Below are 19143 nucleotides of genomic sequence, written 5' to 3' on the forward strand. Positions count from 1 at the left end.
GATGGCTCCTTTTTCTGAGAAGATCACGGAGTGGACGCTGTTCTTTGGGATAAATATAACCCTCCGGCAAGATTCCCAACCGAAGCATTTCAGCCAGCCAGAAGGCATCACTCACATCATTGGCATGCTTCAATCCTCTGTATTGCTGAATGGCAGCTGGATTTGCCAGATGAACCCGATATCCTTTCGCTATAAGTACATCCACCAGCCAGTACCAGTTGAAGGTAGACTCTATGACTATTCCAGTAATATTTTCTTTATACGGATTGAGGGTCTCAAGGATCACAGAAGGATCGTTATCCACTTTTCACGTCATAACCCTTTTCCCTTTCTCATCCACAATACCAATGTAAGTGTTGTTTGCATGTAGGTCAAAACCGATGTACAATTTCATATGGCACCTCCTGTTAAAAAGTTTGCTTGCTTTTTTTAAGCATACCATGGAGTAACTTCCTGCTATGCTTCAGGAGTTGCCTTCTATATGATTATCACGTCTACGCATTTGACAAAATCCTGAAATCCTAAGCTCCCGTAGATCAACCTCCAATCCGTATGCATGGCGTTCGCTACAGCTTACTGGGCGTAATTGGGTTTCATTTTAAAGAGTCGCTGTCCCCAGTTACTTACATAAAGCAGAATTAATGCAAAACTTAAAAGTAAAATTTGGCTTCTACTCCATATCAAAGACACTTGTCATGCTGTCCTTATCATGGTGTATTTTTACTGGAATTTACTTATGGGCAACACCAATCACATCGTCTGAAACGGTGAAGTTTTCTGAAATTTCTAGGTTTGGCATTATTCCTCTAGTTATCCCTGTATCGATAGCTTTAGTGGCTGTATGGGCAATATACACCTATAGTAATACGGTCTTGTTTATGGCTACTATTTTGCTGGGTGTATTTTGGCTGCTGTCCGGTTTTTCCATAGGGCTTTGTTACACACCTGCACTTATATTACTAGGGTGTGCTTCAATTACTAGCTTAGTTGAAACGCTGCTCACTAGACGAAAAAACGCGCAATAAGGGTGATCGCGTCTACGCATTTGACAAAACCCTGGAACCCTATGCTCCTGTAACGTGCGCCATGCGCGCGATAACGACTTGTAACAGGGGTTCAATTTAAAGAGTCGCTGTTGTACTATTTTGGTATAAGCATGAAAACTAGCAAAAGTTCCACATAATTATATGCAAAAGGAGAATCATGGACAATCAAAATAACGTCGTTTTTGGCACGGGACCATTAGGTCTGTGGGTAGCTCAAGCGTTAGCTGAGCAAGGCAAGCAGGTAACAGTTGTTAATCGAAGCGGGAAGGTTTCCAACAAAATCTCAGAGCAAATAAAAGTCATTGCAGGAAATGCTAATGATTCCGCAGTCGTTTACGAAATTTGCAAGGGTGCAAACTCGGTGTTCCATTGTGCTATGCCACCTTACACACAATGGCCTGAAAGATTTCCTTTGTTGACAAAAGGGATTCTTGATGGGGTGAAACAAGCAGGTTGCAGATTGATTTATGGTGACAATCTATATGGGTATGGCGATACAAAAGGAACTCCAATAAGCGAACAACTTCCATATAAGGCAACAGGTCACAAGGGGAAAGTTAGAGCATCAATGGCAGAAATGCTGTTAAATGAAAAAGATTTAGAAATAGTCATAGGGCGAGGTTCTGACTTTTATGGCCCTTTAGTCATAAATTCTACTTTTGGTGAAATGTTTTTCAAGGCGGCTTTATCAGGTAAGTCGGCAAACTTACTGGGCAATATTGACTTGCCACACACCTACACATACATAAAGGACTTTGCTACAGCATTAGTCAATCTAAGCGACCACCAAGAGTCATTTGGCCAAGTTTGGCATGTCCCAAATGCATCGACTATTACAACACAGCAGTTGGTATCAATTGCCGAAGAGCAAATAAATAAACCGATAAAAATACGTGCTGCTGGCAATTTTATGGTTTCGTTTTTGGGGTTATTTAACCCAATGTTAAGGGAAATGAAAGAGATGATGTATGAATGGGAGCAGCCTTACATTGTTGATCATAAAAAATATGAAGATAAGTTTGGTAATAACAGTACACCGCATGATATTGCTATTCGAGAAACTGTCGAATGGTATCGGGAAAATGTTGCCATGTAAGAAGATTAATAAGGGGTTGCGTCTACGCATTTGACGGGGAGCCCAATTCCGGGGACATCCATGATAAGTAAAGTCAAGAGGAAAAGGGAGATTTCCGACCGCTACCGGACTTTAGAGTTGTCCCATTTTTTGCTTCTTTTTTGTTTTTTACAGAAAAAAATGCCCCGAAATATCGGGGCATTTATTGGACTGCTCAAAACATGCATTTTTACATAACTTTCACTTCGTGAAAAACTCCATATACACACCAGTTAAGGAACAGGCTCCAACTTGACTGCGTCCACATAGAGTTGCCTATGCAGGCCAAACTCGGATCCACTCAATATGATAGAGGCCGTGTCGCCCGCATCAAAGGGGAAGGTTCCTATCAACAGCCAGCCGCCACCAGTAGCTCCCGTGTTTTGATTGATCGCAACCGGTGTCTCTCCACCACTGTGCTGGACAGTGTATACAGCATTCTGATTCCAGATCGTGCTTTGTTGCAGCCAGGCATAGACCTTATAGTTGCCCGCATTTTCAATCGAAGGCTTCCAGGTGGCTGTAAGCAGACTTTCATCTGCAACGTGTTGGTGATTCCAGGTAGTGATATAACTTCCTCTGTATGCACTACCAGACACAATATCACGTAGCCAATTATCCGAATAGCTATGGATTACATCCACATTATCCAGATAAATATTGTCATCCATACTTGTTACAAACACAGGGCTGCTAATGTTCGTACCCACATTCCCAGCCGCATCGATTGCTGTAATGGGTACAGCGTAGGACCTATCAGGTGTATCAAGTGGTATAGGGAGTTGATAACCATAGGTTCCGCCTCCATTGTCCGTCATCACTTCGGCGCTACCTCCGCCTAAGCTTGACGTATCAATAGTAACGCTTCCCCCGGCCATGTCATCATCGGGATCAGTCACGCTTACGACAATATCGGCAACGCCGGCACCATCATTCAACGCCCAGCGCCGCTCTTCAAAGCGATTAATGACCTTGGGCCCCATGAAGGGTGTCCGGGGATAAAGGAAAGCTCCATGGCAGGTGTTACAGATATGGTTTGTACTCACCCCTTTATTCCAGCCAACTGTTGCAGAGCCAAATCTAGCGTAACCAGCCGTGCTCTCCGCCAGGCCATCAGCAGTAATGTACCCTTCGTTATAATTGATCGCTCTTCCTTCAGACCACCCGTTCACAGGCCATTCACCACCGTTAACTTCATCAACAGAAGAGAACTCAGGGTCTAGATCATCCATGATGATATCAGGCACGCCATCAGCATCCGTATCAAAACCCATTTTGTCGGCAATCAAAAGCAGAGTGGAGAGTCTTGCGCTCAGCTCCACATAGCCCGATGTTCCCGCAGAGAAGTCATAGGTGCCGAGAGAAACCCATTTTCCTCCCGTTTGATGTTGTGAGTGGGCAACAGTCGTGGTGCCTCCATCATGATAAATCGTATATTCGCCGGTTCCCATGCCGCCATTCTTTTTCCACCAGCCGAAGACTTCAAAAGTGCCCGCACTGGGCAGATCAGGCCGCCATGTAGCTGTAGAGAAAGGTCCAGGGGCTGGCTTCAAATAAAGGAGATCAACACTCGGTGTTCGGTCATCTGTACCGGGCGTACTAGCCAACTCCCCGGTTCGAGTCATTTTATAGGATTTAGACCCATGGACATTGTGGCAGGTCACACATCCCGAACGACTGTCCAAAAGACCATCATAGTCCGTATCGGCGAGCTTACCCGACAAGGTATTAGACCAGACATGTACATTATGTCCACTTTGACCCTTCGTAAAATTACTCTGGTTGTCTTCATCTCGAAGCGCACCTTGATCATGGCAGTTCACGCAAAGCTGTTCATTCGCTACTGTGTTGGATGTGCGCAGGCGATAACTATCACCCCAGGGATTAACAACATCTCCTGTTGTTTCGTCGATTTCATAGGTGCGATGTTCGTGGTCAAAGTGCTTTTTGTTGGCATCATGACATTCCAGGCAGTTATTAATGCTCTTGCCATGGCCCGTTGCCCAGTAACCATAGGTGCTGTTGTCACCCACCACGTCTGGCGCATAGGTAAACGTAGCACCAACGGGGTCACTGATGCTCTGCTGGGCATCATGACAGGTGGAGCACCACTTCTCTTTACCTGCCTTGAGGGTTACGCCGTCATCTTCATAGACGCCACCTAATGCAAAATTCGCCTTGGCGCCAACAACGGGATCCATCAGACCCGATGGGCTGGCGGGAAACCCGCCGCCGGGGCTGTGACAATCGTCGCAGACTGTGGTTGTCTCAATGGGCTGTCCGTCTTTAAATGCCCCGTTGTGGCAGACATTGCAATCGGTAATACCGGGCCCTTTACCTGTGTTATCAAAGTGGGTCTGGTGACTCCTCATCAGATCACCCAAAAACTTAACTTCACCGCCATCAACGAGCGCCCCACCTTCAATTGTCAGGGTGACACCCGGCGCTACTTTGATACTACCAACAACCGTATAGGGACCACCTTCCGCAGTCCATACCGTGTCTTCAGTAATCGTTCCACTAATTGGCGTAATCGCATATGCCGTGCTTGCCGCTAACGATAGGATCATTAATAGACCTATCGTTCTTAACCGATGTAACATGAGACACCTCCTTAATTAAATTAGAAAAATTTTTAAATTCCTTCAGAAAAGTTGACTATTTTATCCTGAAGAAGAAACATTACTATAAATAAAGCAGGGGATGAAGGGCCTGTCAATTAGAAGAAGTAAGTAAGGGCAACAATCCCTTTTGGAAATGTTGGGGTCGGACCAAGTTAAGTTATTGAAATAAGGTGATATTTTCATCGACCTCTTCAAGTTCATAATTGAGTTAAGTGAGCCCCAATTATTAAATACCATTCTAAACACACCCGCCAAATACTAATTTGCTACTAATTTTTCAATTATTAGTATTTAGATTTTTTCCCGTTACAACCACCCTTCTTTGTTAAGGTAATTGGGGGATAGCTATCCCCAATTACTAATCTAAAGTTTCCCTTTTACAAGGGAATTTTCCCCTTATACTTGTCTTAATGCTAAGATATAGTTGAAATTACAGAAAATAGAGGAAGAGGAAAAAAATTGGAAGAATGGGTAGAACAGATACGGAATCAAGTAAATTCACTTGAGAAACTTGAAAAGTATATCAATGTATCGGATGAAGAAAGGCGGGCAATTGAAGAATTGCAAACCAGATGGGGTGTAACACCATATTTTGCATCGTTGATGGATAAGGATGACCCGAATTGTCCGATTCGTAAGCAGGTGATTCCATCAATGAAAGAACAGAGCAACGAATTCGGAATGGATAATTATCTGGTCTGGAAAGAAAATAGAGCAACCGAAGAAGTTCGCCCCGATTGCATTGCCCGTCAATATCATGATCGTATTGCTTTTACTGTTGTCGAAACCTGCGGTATTTATTGTCGGCATTGCTTCCGTAAGGAGATGGTTGTTGATCAGGATCTGAAACTGCGTATGGATGTAGACGAAGGGCTGACCTGGATTGCCCAACATAGCGAAATTCGTGATGTACTTATTACAGGTGGCGATCCGTTACTTTTTTCAGATGATAAACTCGAATACCTGATTACAAAACTTCGTGAGATTCCGCACGTCCAAATGATTCGTATAGGATCCCGTTTGCCTATTGTTCTGCCCCATCGAATTACAGAAGGTTTAAAAAAGGCTATTGGCGGTTTTCACAAGGTTCCCGTTTGGCTCAATACACAGTGTAATCACCCAAAAGAAATTACTGAAAAAACAGAGAAAGCAATTTACGAACTAATGAGCTGCGGTATCAATACCGGAAATCAAGCGGTCTTATTGAGAGGTATTAATGATGATGTAGATACATTTAGAGAGCTGCATCAGAAATTGCTGCGTACTCGCATCCGGCCCTATTATGTTTTTTACTGCGAACCTGCTCCTGGAATTGATCACTTCCGCACTTCTGTTGAAAAAGGAGCTGAGTTGATACGTGATGCATTACGTGGGCATACTACAGGTCTCGCACAGCCAATGTATGTATTGGCGACGAAAATTGGTAAGATCCCATTGATGCCTGATTACTATATTTCCGAAAAAAATGAAAAAGAATATACACTACGGAATCACATGGGAGAGACCACTAAAATACCTAATCTCCCTGAATAAGTTAACTTGCAATGTACACATTGGAATAATCGGCTAGCCGATCCCCCAGCCCCCGCACCGGGCGGTTCAGAAAGATTACCGGACCGTAGCTCCTGCAATAAGGAATCGCATCAATGACAAATCCATTCAACTGATTATTACGAACCAGGGCAGATCCAAGGCTCAGATAGCTTCTCTTTTATCCCTTTCCGGATTTCTTCCCTGAAAACAAAGATAACAATAAGGGGAACGGTTAATAATGCTCACTGTTTTTGAAAAAGCAGCCATGAGAATTATCATGGCTGCCGGATAGAATTTAAATGTTACCTTTTACATTATTACCCCTAAGGCTGCTTCTGAAAACTCTAAACTATCTAAAATATAGGTTTCACCTTCAGCGGAGAGGGTTGTAAACTCCAGTGATATTGCCGTTACTGCATTATGAGCATCAAAATCTGCAAGTGGTATTCTTACGGTATTCATTCGACCAAAGGGGGAGATAGTACCGTAATCATTCAAGTAGACGTAACGGGTTTTCTGTCCCGCATTGGATAATCCAATTTTTATCGTTGGAAGCGGCCCGTCAGGTCCAAGCTTTGCAATCCGGAAACTTAATGTTTTATAGGCCGCGGCATTTTGACCAGGCGCATCAATCTCCCAGAGTACTGAGGCGCCCTCGGAATCGGGCTCCATTACAAGAATCTGCGTATCATGAGGGGAGTCCGCTAAATCCTCAGCGTCCGCAATATAAGCATTCATCTGCTCTATGCTAACTTCCCCTCCCATTGTGTTATGAAAGATATCAATATCTTCGAAGTTATCGATGACCTTTCGCACAGCATCACTATATTGGCTATAAACGACTCCTTTTCCCCTACAGGATCAATCTTTAATCGTGAAAGTCCGGAAAATAACTGTCCCCATTTTAGTACCCAAAAGGCCCGCAACCTTATTAATAAGTTGCGGGCCTTAATCATCTTCACACATTTTAATTCACCCCCCCCTTTTTTATTCCTTGTTACTCTGCTGCTTTCACAGGCCGGACAGCTTACTATAGGCGAGGTTACAACCCAGGTACAAAATGAGAATTAATTTTGAGATATAGAGCGGTTTCCCGGCAAATAAGCTCTTCCTTCTTCACTGATGATGGATCGATAATTATTATTTACATACAAATCTGTTTATAACTGCAATTTCATAATTGCCCCCTGCACTGTATTCAAAAATAATTTCTTTACAAGCCAAACTTCTTTAGTATAATCAGCCTTTGTACACAAAGAGTACATAAGAATATGCCAAAAAAAGCATCAATAGCCAAGATTACAGCACCTCTTCCGGGAAATGTTTTCGAAAGGGAAAGGCTGTACAATCTTTTAGACCAAAGACGTCCTCTAACATGGATAAGCGGTCCCGGGGGGGCAGGGAAAACCACACTTACTGCAAGCTACCTGAACTCTCGAAAAATTCCCCATATCTGGTACCGCCTCGATGCCGGTGACGAAGATATTGCCACATTTTTTCACTATATGGGTCTGGCTGAAAAAAAAGCAGCGCCACGCCGAAAAAAACTTCTTCCACACCTTACGCCTGAATTCATGATGGGCATACCGACTTTTGCGAAACGTTTTTTTGAAGAACTCTACAACCACCTGGCACCACCGGCTGTGATCGTCATTGATGACTATCAGGAAGTTTCTGATGAATCCGGCTTTCACAACATAATCAATTCAGCCTTATCCGTCCTTCCCCATGGAATTTCGGTAATTATCATGAGCCGGGGTACATCTCCGGAAGTTTTTTCCCGCCTGCAACTCAATCGAATGATGACGGTAATTGATTGGGAGACTCTTCGTCTTAACATAGAAGAGACAGCAGGCATAAGCCACTTCATTAACCCTGCCGTAACGGAATCTATCAATCCTGATGTATTGCATCAAAAAACAGGTGGCTGGATAGGCGGGCTCAACCTCATACTGGAATCGGTTTACCTCGATAAGCTTTCTGCTATGTTATTAAATGATGAAACACCTGAAACAATATTCAACTATTTTACCTATGAGTATTTTTGTAAACTCGATAAAGAATCACAGACATTTCTCCTAAAAACCGCTTTTATGCCAAGTATGACGCTGGAGATGGCAAGAAATCTTACCGGCGTCAAACAGGCCCGCCACTTACTGTCTGTTCTCTATAAAAATAATTGCTTTTTAGAGAAGCACATGCAAAGTCCGCCTGTATATCAGTATCATCCTCTTTTCAGGTCCTTTTTATTAAATGAGGCGATGATTTTTTTTTCCGAAGAGGAAAGGGATCAAACTTTAAGGCATGCCGCCACGCTCCTTTCCCAATCCGGTCAGGTGGAAGAGGCAGCGAAACTTATGATAGAAACAGGTGATCCTGAACGGCTCATTTCACTCATCCTTGAGAATGCACAGGTATTTGTCGGGCAGGGACGTAACCGGGTAGTTGAGGCATGGATACTGGCGGTGCCGGAGCCGATTCGGGAAGAAAACCCCTGGCTCATCTTCTGGCTCGGCTCCTGCAAAATATCCTATAACATAATTGAGGCCCGAGCCATTTTCAAAAAATCGTTTCAACTTCTGGATTCCCGGAAAGATGCTGCCGGAGCTTTTCTTTCCTGGTGCGGGGTGGCTAACTCTATCTTGTGGGGATGGGATGATTTCAAAAGCTTTGACGGCTGGATTAACATTCTAAATGATCTTGTCAAAAAGTATAAGGGCATCCCTGAAGGCGAGATAGAGACCCGGATTTCCACTGCAATGTTTTCAGCCATAATTCTACATTACCCTGACCACCCACAATTTGAATTATGGAAAAGCCGTGCTCTTTCTATTCAGGAAACCAATTCTGATCTGATCTGTCGGATGGTCGTTCTGGCACATTTCTCTTACTACCTGCATATGTGTGGCAAATTGGAAGAGGCTGATGAAGTTATCTTATTAATCAAGAGTTTAGTGAGCAGTAGTAATCCATCCTGTTTAGAGGTAATGCAGGCACAATTAGCCGAAATAATTCAGGCCAACTTCAGTGGTGACCACGATCAGTGTTTGAAACTGGTTGACAAGTCCCTTGAAATTTCAAGCCGTAATGGTCTTCACCTCATGGACGCCATGATTGCAGGGCAGGCCCTGTGGTGCTCCTTTAAGTGCCGGTATTTTGAAAGGACTGCTCATTATATGAAGATCATAGAGTCTTCATTAAGCCTTATCAGTCCTTTCGAGCGTTCCTTTTATCATTTTCTTAAAGCCTTTTCTGCCCTCCATAACAAAAATATATCCCTTGCCGAAAGGGAATGCAGTCTTTCTCTCCAAATCGTTTTGGAAATCGGAGTGGTTCCACCCCTTCTGACCGTTTTCTCTTTACGTGCTTATACTCTTCATGAGCTGGGAAAATATGAGGAAGCTTCCGAAGCACTTTCAGAAGCCATCAATTACAGCCTCAAGTTTGATAGTAATGGCTATACTTTTGAATTTTCCCTGCTGGAGGCCTATTTCAGCTTTCAGCGGAGAGATGAAGCGGCCGGCTTAAGCGCGCTTAAGGCGGGCCTTGGCCAGGGGAGAGAAAGGGGCTATAAAGGTCCCCTCTTTTTCTGCCTGCCTGAACTGAACAGCGGGCTCTACGCCAAAGCGCTTTCGGTCGGTATGGAGGTGGAATATGTGCAGCAACTCATCCGTAAAAGCAGGCTCCTTCCTCCTGAAGATATGACAGACCTCGAAAACTGGCCATGGGCAATCAGGGTTTATACCCTGGGGCAGTTCAGACTGGTCATTAATGGAGAAACGGTTCATTTTTCCGGTAAAAGCAGGCAAAAACCCCTTAACATGCTGAAAGCCATTATTTCCCTCGGAGGGCGCGGTGTTCGGGGAGAAGATCTGGCCAACCGGTTTTGGCCGGAAGCAGAGGGTGATGCCGCCTATCAATCTTTCAAAACAACTCTTCACCGTCTCCGAAAACTTCTTTGCCATGAAAATTCAGTCCACTTTGCAGAGGGTGTAATTAACCTGGACCCCGATTACTTCTGGGTTGACGCCTGGGAATTTGAGCGACTTGTCGACAAGATCGACCTGGAGTGGCGCAAAAAGGACAGTAGTTCTCATATGGCAACAACCGTTGAGGAGACGGAAAGAGCGATCAGGCTCTATCCCGGCTCCTTTCTTTCTCAGGATAGCTGGCAGCCCTGGTCCGTATCACTGAGAGACAGGCTGCGAAGCAAATTTCTGCGCATTGTAAAAAACCTCGGTAACTACCGGCAATCCCTGAATCAGGTTGACAGCGCCATCCACTGCTACCAGCGTGGTATAGAAACAGATCCGCTGGTAGAAGAATTTTATCAATCTCTAATAAAGTGTTATCAAAAAACGGGAAACAAGGCTGATGCAATGGCGACCTATCATCGTTGCAGGAAGGTTTTTTCCTCTTTACTCAATATAGAGCCATCAGCTGAAACGGTTTCTCTCTTCAGAGAGCTTAAAAGTCTTCCTTAATATCAAACTGTTATCGTTCCTCTTTCTTTTTTTCCCCAATCTGTACCTCTCTTGTAACCTGCCAAATGTTAGCATTCTCTCCTGGATTAAAGGCTGAAAGCCTGCCATAAAGCCCCCCATTGGAATATGGGGCGCCCCAAATAATTGTGGGAAAGTTGGAGGTATGCTTCGGGAAACATCCACCAGGAGTCATAAATTTGAAATACTCTACGAAACCGGAAATATTGAATAATGACAACCTTGCAGAAGTGGCTTGGGAAGCTATCGCACCGATTTGGAACAACCAGCCTTATTCAAATGCAAAAAAAAATACACTCTCTGTGTTTTTATCAATGTTATGGCAGGTACCGGGGTTTCCACCTTTTTTACTAAACATCAATGATGGTCCCGGGATATGCCGGTCAATCCGGCATATCCTGTATAGCAAACAAGTTTTAAGTACAACCATAATCAATATCCAAGGAGTATATAGATGTTTATTTCCATAAGCGACACAAAATATAAATGCACTAAATCACTATTATTAAAATCCGTGATGCTGATGATTGTTTGCCTGCTCTTTTACTCCAGCCCGGCGCAGTCTGAAACAAGTTTATTTTCAGGAAAATTATTGACAGCCCATGACTTACAGGATGAGCAAGCAGTTGTTATGCGTATAATTCATAGGCTCGATTCCAAAACTATTCCTTTACCCTATTCGTTAGATCTTTCCATTGGCTCAGAGGGACAGTTTGATGGAAAACTAAAGGGAGGGGATGTAAGCATCTATTTAGATATAAAATTGCAAAGTGCAAAGATAAAGTCCTACAATAACTCGGCTGCACTCAGGGCAACCTTCAATATTTTACTGTCTTCCGATAATTCTTCCGACTCACCCCAAAAAAGTAATCTCCAATTAATCTTCAACTCAGAAGGGACTGGAGAAACGAGCGATGATGAAGACCAAGGCGGAGGCACAATTGGCCTTGATTTTGATCTTATCAATAATGCAGTGACAGGCGATTCCCATGAAATAGTCAGGTTCAATTCGACGAATAAGAATGGCATGCTCCATACCAGGTCTGTCGAGCTAAGGTTTCAGCCGGGCCCGGAATCAACTTCGCTGACAGGGGCCCCTGCACACTTATTTAATACCCCCCTTCCCGGTGAGGACCTCATAGCAACCATTCCCTTGTCCATAGATTCAGATAGCGATATTGCGTCATATACTCTATCTATAGCAGAGACAAATGCTGATGGCAGCGTTGAAAGTGTTCAAATCCCCATAAGAGTAAAAAGAAAACGCTAATATTTATCATCATTAGCGTTTAAACAAAGACCCCGGTGAAACCCGGGGCCTTACAGCCCGGAGATGGATGAACGTAAAGTTCAAATTGCTGAACGAGTAATACAAACATTAACTTTTCTTAAACAGATATTATAAATTTAAAAGGAATATGCAAATGAATCTTATTAATGTAAGGAATTTTATCACTATACAAAAAAAAATAACTTATAAGTTTACCCTTTTCAAAGGATTTGTATTGGGATCATTGATTCTTGTTTTTTCATCGGCTGCAGCCGCTAATCCTGGTTACAAGGTATTTTTTGATGGGGGCGGTTCTGATGCAGGCTCAATTGTTGGGTTTGGTGGAGCGCCGGAAGTACCAGAGGGTGTGTGTGGAATGCGCATTAGCGCAACTGCATTGTTAGATTCTTTTTATTGGGCAGAATATAGCGAATTTACTCTTGGTTCCCCAATGCAAGAACCGCCTTTTGGACCACCGAGTAGTGCAACGTATGATTTCCCTGAAGAGGATCTTGAGGCTGTTATAGAATTTACCGGCCCCTTGGGTAACAATTGTGAAGATGAGTGGGTGTTTCACTTGCCTCTTACTGGAGACTGGCCAACGTGGGCGAACGGAACCCCTCAAGGTGGAGGTGCGCTGGTGTTCAATGTGCTTCCAAATGAAATTGATTGGCTTGATTCGGGTTTTCAAGTATGGGAGGAACCCGGTGAGGATCCAACAGATCAAGAAGAACCTGAGTTTGCAAATATCTGTGATGCATTTCCTGATTTGTGCGTAGAGCCAGGTTTTGCCTATGATTCTCCATGTAATTCTCGAACTTTTGAAGATCTCTGTAATGATTATTCAGAAATTGATAAACTAAGTTTACAAGGAGAGCATCTTATGCGGAGTGCAGTCGAGGAATTGGCGGGTGCTTCTGGTAAACAATACCTTAATAAATATAAGAAAGCACATGCGGCTGTTTCTCTAGCTATGGAAGAGAGTCTATCTCTAGGAAAAGTTTCACAGCGTATCGAAAATACAAACTTAAGATATACAGAAAATAGAAATAAAGCGAGTGTTAGTGTCGGAATTATTGAGGTTGTGTTACGTTCTTGTCAAGCCACAATAAAGGATAGAATAAGGAATAGCGACACTTCTAAAATATCTCTAAAGGATGAAGCCAATTTACTTGTTAAGCGCTGTGGTACCGCGATTGAATTGCTACGTAGTGTTCGTGATGTGATACGGCATCAATATGCAACAACAGAGGAAGCGAAATAAACCGGACTCCCATTTAGCAAAAGCAAATAATTTATTGTGTAGCCTGGATTAACTACCCCGCAGCAAGCTGCGGGGTAGTTAATTTAAAAAAAAGAGATAATTAACTATGAAAAATTAAAAACTAAAATTGAAGCAGCAGGCAGCCAAATGGGTTTGCATCAAATCTGGGTGTTTTCTTCTAGAGACCCCGTGGTAACTGAAGATATTATTTCACGCTATGAAACTATTATGGCTTGGTTCAGGTTTGCAACCTGAACAATTAAATTCCCCTAACAACTAAGAAAGCACAATCCGATCAAAATGATTGATCCAAGTTACAAACCTGAACCAACAAAAAATCAAAACCAAGAACCTTACGCTGAAATAATTTTTAACTATAGCTGCGGAAAAAAGCAATCCAACAAAAACTCCTTCAATATCAATGGGTTATTATTTCCTTTCATTTTCCCCTCCAATATGTACCTCCCCTGTAACCTGCCAGGTGTTAAGGTTTTGCCATGGAGTAAAGGCTGAAGGACTGCCATAAACCCCTCCATGATCTGCCTATACAAGGGGAACCCTGGCCCTTTCCATAAAATTGCGGGAATTATCGATGAAACAGATAAGCCATAAAAATTATTAAAGGAGATTTACAGATGAAAAAAGAGAAAAGATTTTCAATCATTGCAATATTTGTCATATTACTTGCCACGGTCCTCACTGCATGCGGCAGCAGTGGCGGCGGTAGTGGTACTGGCAGCACTGCAAATGGTCTTGCTAAAAGTAATTTTAAAAAAAATATTAATTATAGCGATACTGTCTGGTTTGCACAATTCGGCAGTTATACCAGCTTTCGATCTCATCATCTCTACCATGCCGAAGATATTAAGGGTTCCGGTAACATTACAGCGCTGCGATTTCGATATGATAGCGATTTGCTAACAGATACTACCTGCAATAATACAACAATTAAGCTCGGCCATACAAATGTCACGGATTTGACGACAACATTTAACGATGCCGTTGAAACAGGCCAAGGAGGTTTTGTCACTGTAATTGATAACACGACAGTGAATATCCCCACCGGTGCGGCCGGTGAGTTCTTCGAAATACCGCTAACGGGCACTTTCAACTACAATGGCGTTGATAATCTGCTCCTTGAGATTTCGAGAACATCTGCATGCTCGGAAATAGTCTATTTGGATGCAGGGAGTGCAGTGGGGTACACAGCGAGTGTTATTGCAACTTCCGCCACTGAAGCAACGGGCTTAACTACAACAGCCAACATTACAATTTCCTTTAAATTTTCCGGCGGCGACAATGAACTGAACTTTGCCGGTGCAGCAAGTACGATCAATCCATTTTCAGTTTGGCTTCCCAGGGTACAAACCCTTTATAGAGCAACTGAGATAGATGGCTCCGGCCCTATCAGTGGTGTTGCTTTTCAGATGGATAGTACTTCCTTGCAAAATGACGTCACCTATACACTTAAGCTGGGCCATACCACTTTTTCGGCCCTGTCGAGTAGCTTTGACATCAACTTTAACTCGGGCACAGCTGTCACGGTTGCAAATGCCATAAACTTTACCATCCCGGCAGGGCTTCAGGGGGGAGACTATTTCTGGGTACCCATTCCTGACGGAATATTCACCTATAACGGCACCGACAACCTCCTTGTCGAGGTTGACGTCACTGCAGCAACCGGCAATACAGATTTAAGGGTTGCTTATACCGAAGAAGGGCGCAGAGTTTATGAAAACAACATTGCAGGTACTGTTGATACTGTAGCTCCCCACATTAAACTCCGCTTTAAGGGGGCTCCTGTTCAGATAATGCCGGCGGGAAACACGTCTTCCAGTCAGGTACTTGGTGGGAGACCGATAACCGGAGCCGGTCAGGTACAAAGTCTTTATACCGCCGATCTTGTGGGCACGGGCGGTACCATTAGCAGCATCAGTCTGCGGCTCACTGCAGGTTCGGTGGCAGCAACCATTTCGGATTATAAAATCTATATGGGAGCTACCAACAAGACGGCATTTAACGTGGCAGATATCTATTCCAGCAATATGGAACTGAGCTCTACGCTCGTCTTCAATGGAAACTTTCACATACCTTCAAAGCTTAAGGCAGGTGACTGGATAACGATTCCACTTCAAACCGGTTTTACTTATGACTCAACAAAAAACATGAGCATACTCTTTATGGCTGATTCTGCTTCACCGGGAAATAATCCCGTTTCATACTCTGATAACGCAGCGCGCTTTCCCGATCATTCCGTTGGGAGGAATGATAATACAGTTGATATTACCGGTACACCTATCTGGAGTGATAATGCCATATTAGATGTACATCTGAATTTTTCTGAATAATAAATTGTTCAGTTATTATATTCATCCGGCGGGCTTGTTCCGCCGGTTTTTTCCTATAAAGAAAAAAAGATGCCCCTTAACATATGGGCAACGGTTAAACATAATAAATGCCATAACAATAACAAATGGAGAAAAAATGACTGACACAGCCAAAATTATGGATGAGTCCATCAAGCTGGAGCTTAATATTTCAAAACTTTACACACTCTTTCTCAGGATATTCCCTGAACATAGGGACTTCTGGTGGACACTTTCTATTGAAGAGAAAAACCACGCCTCCCTGCTTTTAGCAGGAAAACATCACTTTGCTCGCTTTAGTATGATGCCTGAAAATATGCTGGCAGCAAAACTGGAAAAGCTGGAAATGATAAACGATGAACTTGAGCTTTTAATTTATAAGCTTGCCCGTATACCGCCTTCGGAAGAAGATGCCTTTGACCTGGCTATCGGGATCGAGGAGTCGGCAGGAGAAGTTCACTTTCAGAATTTTATGCAAAAAAGAAGCGACAAACCTCTTGAAAAAATTTTTCATAAGCTTAACAGTGGTGATGAGGATCACGCAGACAGGATCAGGCGTTATAAGGCAAAATATGTGATGAGCGGCAATATCAGCATTGGCAGTTCCTCTATTGAAAGCGCCGTATAAGCTTCACAAAAAAAAGGGGGGGGGGGAAGTTGTTCATTAGTTGAGTGACTATTGCAAAGTGTGAAAGAACAATTGAATAGTGGCTTGCTGCTTGCTTAATCTACTAATGAAAAATGCCCACCTTTCTTTTTTTACGCTTAAACCTTCAACCGTAAGCAACTAACTCAACAGGCAACGATCCTTCGCCTGTTTATATTCCAGAGTGCCTTTCTTCTTGAACATTACTTCCTATAACACACAGAATTATCCTTCACTTATTCATAGCGGATTAAAATCCCTAATCACCAAAAGAAATATTTATAAAAACTTGCAAGTGGAAAAATAGATAGTAGAGTTTATTTAAGGGTGGGGCTCCTTTCTTCTTCGTCTTGCCATAAAAATGGCACACTTCTTAATAAGAGAGAACTTGCAGTCACTATCCCGACTATCTTAAGAACAACAAGAAAATTCTCGTTATTGAATGTTATCAATAAAACTTTTAATTTAGCACTACAAACCCAAACCTGAAAGGAAAGGAGAGGAGAAGTGAATGAAGATAGCAAATGCCCGGTAACGGGTGGGTCCAACAAATCCACTGCCCGCAAAGGCACATCCAACCAGGACTGGTGGCCGAAACAGTTGAACTTCAAGATTCTTCATCAGAATTCTCTTATGAGCAATCCAATGGGTGAGAAGTTCAACTACGCTGAGGAATTCAAGAAACTCGACCTGGAAGCCCTGAAGAAGGACCTCTGTGCACTGATGACGGACTCACAGGACTGGTGGCCGGCTGATTACGGTCACTACGGGCCGCTCTTCATCCGGATGGCGTGGCACAGCGCAGGCACATACCGCACCGGCGACGGCCGCGGAGGCGCGGGATCCGGAACCCAACGCTTTGCGCCCCTCAACAGCTGGCCGGACAATGCGAACCTTGACAAGGCGCGCCGGCTGCTCTGGCCAATCAAGCAGAAATACGGTAAAAAGATCTCCTGGGCCGACCTCATGATACTTGCCGGTAACTGTGCTCTTGAGTCGATGGGATTAAAGACCTTCGGCTTCGCAGGCGGGCGCGAGGACGTCTGGGAGCCGGAAGAGGACATTTACTGGGGGAGCGAAAGCGAATGGCTTGGCGACAAGCGCTACTCCGGTGATCGGGACTTGGAGAATCCCCTTGCCGCCGTCCAGATGGGCCTCATCTACGTGAACCCTGAAGGGCCCAACGGTGAACCGAGCGCCGTCGCATCGGGCCGCGACATTCGAGAGACCTTCGGACGCATGGCCATGAATGACGAGGAAACGGTCGCTCTCATCGCCGGAGGTCACACATTCGGGAAATGTCACGGCGCCGGTGATGCGGCGCTCGTCGGCCCCGAACCGGAAGGCGCAAGAATCGAAGAACAAGGGCTTGGCTGGAAAAGCAGCTTCGGCAGCGGCAAGGGAGATGACACGATCACCAGTGGTATCGAAGGCGCCTGGACACCCAAACCGACCCAGTGGGATATGGGCTATTTCGACGTGCTCTTCGGCTACGATTGGGATCTGGTTAAGAGCCCAGCCGGGGCCTGGCAGTGGGTCCCCGTCAATGTGAATGAAAGGGATCTCGCACCGGCCGCTCACGATGCATCGAAGCGGGTTACAACCATCATGACCACAGCCGATATGGCTCTGAGGATGGACCCCATCTATGGGCCGATCTCAAAGCGGTTCCACGAGAACCCCGAGGAGTTTGCAGACGCCTTTGCCAGGGCGTGGTTCAAGCTGACCCACCGTGACATGGGCCCACGCTCGTGCTACCTCGGTCCGGAGGTGCCTGCCGAAGAACTTATTTGGCAAGATCCGATGCCCGCAGTCGATCATGAGCTGATCGATGCACAGGATGTGGCAGACCTTAAGGGCAAGCTCCTTGCCTCGGGCCTGTCTGTCTCCCAACTGGTCTCGACGGCCTGGGCGTCGGCATCAACATTCCGTGGTTCAGACAAGCGCGGCGGTGCGAACGGGGCGCGCATTCGTCTTGCGCCGCAAAAGGATTGGCAAGTCAACGAGCCGACCCAACTAAAAACTGTGCTTCAGACCCTTGAGAAAATCCAAAAGGAGTTCAACGGCGCTCAGTCAGGCGGGAAGAGGATTTCTCTCGCCGACTTGATTGTCCTTGGTGGATGCGCAGGTGTCGAGCAAGCTGCGAAGGATGCCGGTCACCATGTGACTGTTCCCTTCACACCGGGGCGCACCGATGCGTCGCAAGAGCAAACCGACGTGGAGTCATTCGCCGTACTCGAACCGGCTGCAGACGGGTTCCGTAACTACCTCAAAACCAAATACGCCGTAGCGGCGGAAAAGCTGCTCGTTGATCGTGCACAACTGCTGACGCTGACCGCTCCCGAGATGACGGTTCTCCTTGGCGGTATGCGCGTCTTGAATACCAACTTCGGACAATCCCGACAGGGTGTCTTCACCGAGCGACCGGAGACGCTCACCAATGACTTCTTCGTCAATCTGCTCGACATGAGTACGACATGGAAGGCGACCTCGGAAGAGGATGACCTGTTCGAGGGTCGTCATCACACAACGGGCGAACTCAAGTGGACAGGCGGCCGTGTCGACCTGATCTTCGGTTCCAACTCCCAACTTCGGGCCCTGGCGGAAGTCTACGGAAGTGAGGACTCCCAGAAAAAGTTCCTCCATGACTTTGTAGCGGTGTGGAATAAAATAATGAACCTTGACCGTTTCGACCTCCCTTGATCGCAGTATAAATGTCTTCTAAGGCTTCTGACAGGGCGGTAAAAAAAACCGATACTTAATTTTGGAAACTGGAAA

At 44.8% G+C, this 19143-nt stretch carries 11 protein-coding genes and 1 pseudogene; 9 read left to right on the plus strand and 3 right to left on the minus strand.

Annotation, left to right across the window (positions count from 1 at the left end):
• Nucleotides 1-394 (minus strand): annotated as a pseudogene (locus OEV42_08255) (transposase).
• A gap of 247 nt (nucleotides 395-641) precedes the next feature.
• Between OEV42_08255 and OEV42_08260 the strand changes: the two are divergent.
• Together OEV42_08260 and OEV42_08265 are read left to right on the plus strand one after the other, a co-directional pair.
• Nucleotides 642-1025 carry a hypothetical protein gene (locus OEV42_08260; GenBank protein MDH3974257.1) on the plus strand — a complete coding sequence of 128 codons (384 nt, stop codon included), beginning with the start codon at nucleotides 642-644 and terminating at the stop codon, nucleotides 1023-1025.
• Between the two features lie 178 nt (nucleotides 1026-1203).
• Complete coding sequence (locus OEV42_08265) at nucleotides 1204-2142, plus strand: SDR family oxidoreductase (GenBank protein MDH3974258.1); 939 nt, start codon at nucleotides 1204-1206, stop codon at nucleotides 2140-2142.
• A gap of 251 nt (nucleotides 2143-2393) precedes the next feature.
• Here OEV42_08265 and OEV42_08270 read toward each other — a convergent pair whose 3' ends face one another.
• The gene (locus OEV42_08270; GenBank protein ID MDH3974259.1) at nucleotides 2394-4763 is read right to left on the minus strand and encodes a hypothetical protein; all 2370 of its coding nucleotides are present in this window, start codon (nucleotides 4761-4763) and stop codon (nucleotides 2394-2396) included.
• 480 nt (nucleotides 4764-5243) lie between these two features.
• Between OEV42_08270 and OEV42_08275 the strand changes: the two genes are divergently transcribed.
• Complete coding sequence (locus OEV42_08275) at nucleotides 5244-6317, plus strand: KamA family radical SAM protein (GenBank protein MDH3974260.1); 1074 nt, start codon at nucleotides 5244-5246, stop codon at nucleotides 6315-6317.
• Between the two features lie 309 nt (nucleotides 6318-6626).
• Here OEV42_08275 and OEV42_08280 read toward each other — a convergent pair whose 3' ends face one another.
• Nucleotides 6627-7133: a hypothetical protein gene (locus OEV42_08280; GenBank protein ID MDH3974261.1), complete on the minus strand. Its 507-nt coding sequence runs from the start codon at nucleotides 7131-7133 to the stop codon at nucleotides 6627-6629.
• 455 nt (nucleotides 7134-7588) lie between these two features.
• On the opposite strand from OEV42_08280, the gene OEV42_08285 reads away from it, so the two are divergent.
• The 6 genes from OEV42_08285 to katG all read left to right on the plus strand — a co-directional run bounded on the left by OEV42_08285 (nucleotide 7589) and on the right by katG (nucleotide 19068).
• Nucleotides 7589-10801, plus strand: coding sequence for a hypothetical protein (locus tag OEV42_08285; GenBank protein ID MDH3974262.1), 3213 nt, complete (start codon nucleotides 7589-7591; stop codon nucleotides 10799-10801).
• Between the two features lie 649 nt (nucleotides 10802-11450).
• A complete protein-coding gene (locus OEV42_08290) occupies nucleotides 11451-12089 on the plus strand; it encodes a hypothetical protein (GenBank protein ID MDH3974263.1) in 639 nt (212 codons plus the stop codon).
• Between the two features lie 154 nt (nucleotides 12090-12243).
• Complete coding sequence (locus tag OEV42_08295) at nucleotides 12244-13353, plus strand: hypothetical protein (GenBank protein ID MDH3974264.1); 1110 nt, start codon at nucleotides 12244-12246, stop codon at nucleotides 13351-13353.
• A gap of 635 nt (nucleotides 13354-13988) precedes the next feature.
• Nucleotides 13989-15701, plus strand: coding sequence for a hypothetical protein (locus OEV42_08300; protein ID MDH3974265.1), 1713 nt, complete (start codon nucleotides 13989-13991; stop codon nucleotides 15699-15701).
• 136 nt (nucleotides 15702-15837) lie between these two features.
• Nucleotides 15838-16347: a hypothetical protein gene (locus tag OEV42_08305; GenBank protein MDH3974266.1), complete on the plus strand. Its 510-nt coding sequence runs from the start codon at nucleotides 15838-15840 to the stop codon at nucleotides 16345-16347.
• A 525-nt stretch (nucleotides 16348-16872) separates the two neighbouring features.
• The gene (gene katG / locus OEV42_08310) at nucleotides 16873-19068 is read left to right on the plus strand and encodes a catalase/peroxidase HPI (protein MDH3974267.1); all 2196 of its coding nucleotides are present in this window, start codon (nucleotides 16873-16875) and stop codon (nucleotides 19066-19068) included.
• The last annotated feature ends 75 nt before the right edge of the window (nucleotides 19069-19143 follow it).

The organism is Deltaproteobacteria bacterium (genome assembly GCA_029860075.1).
In the GTDB taxonomy this organism is placed as follows: Bacteria; Desulfobacterota; JADFVX01; order JADFVX01; family JADFVX01; genus JAOUBX01.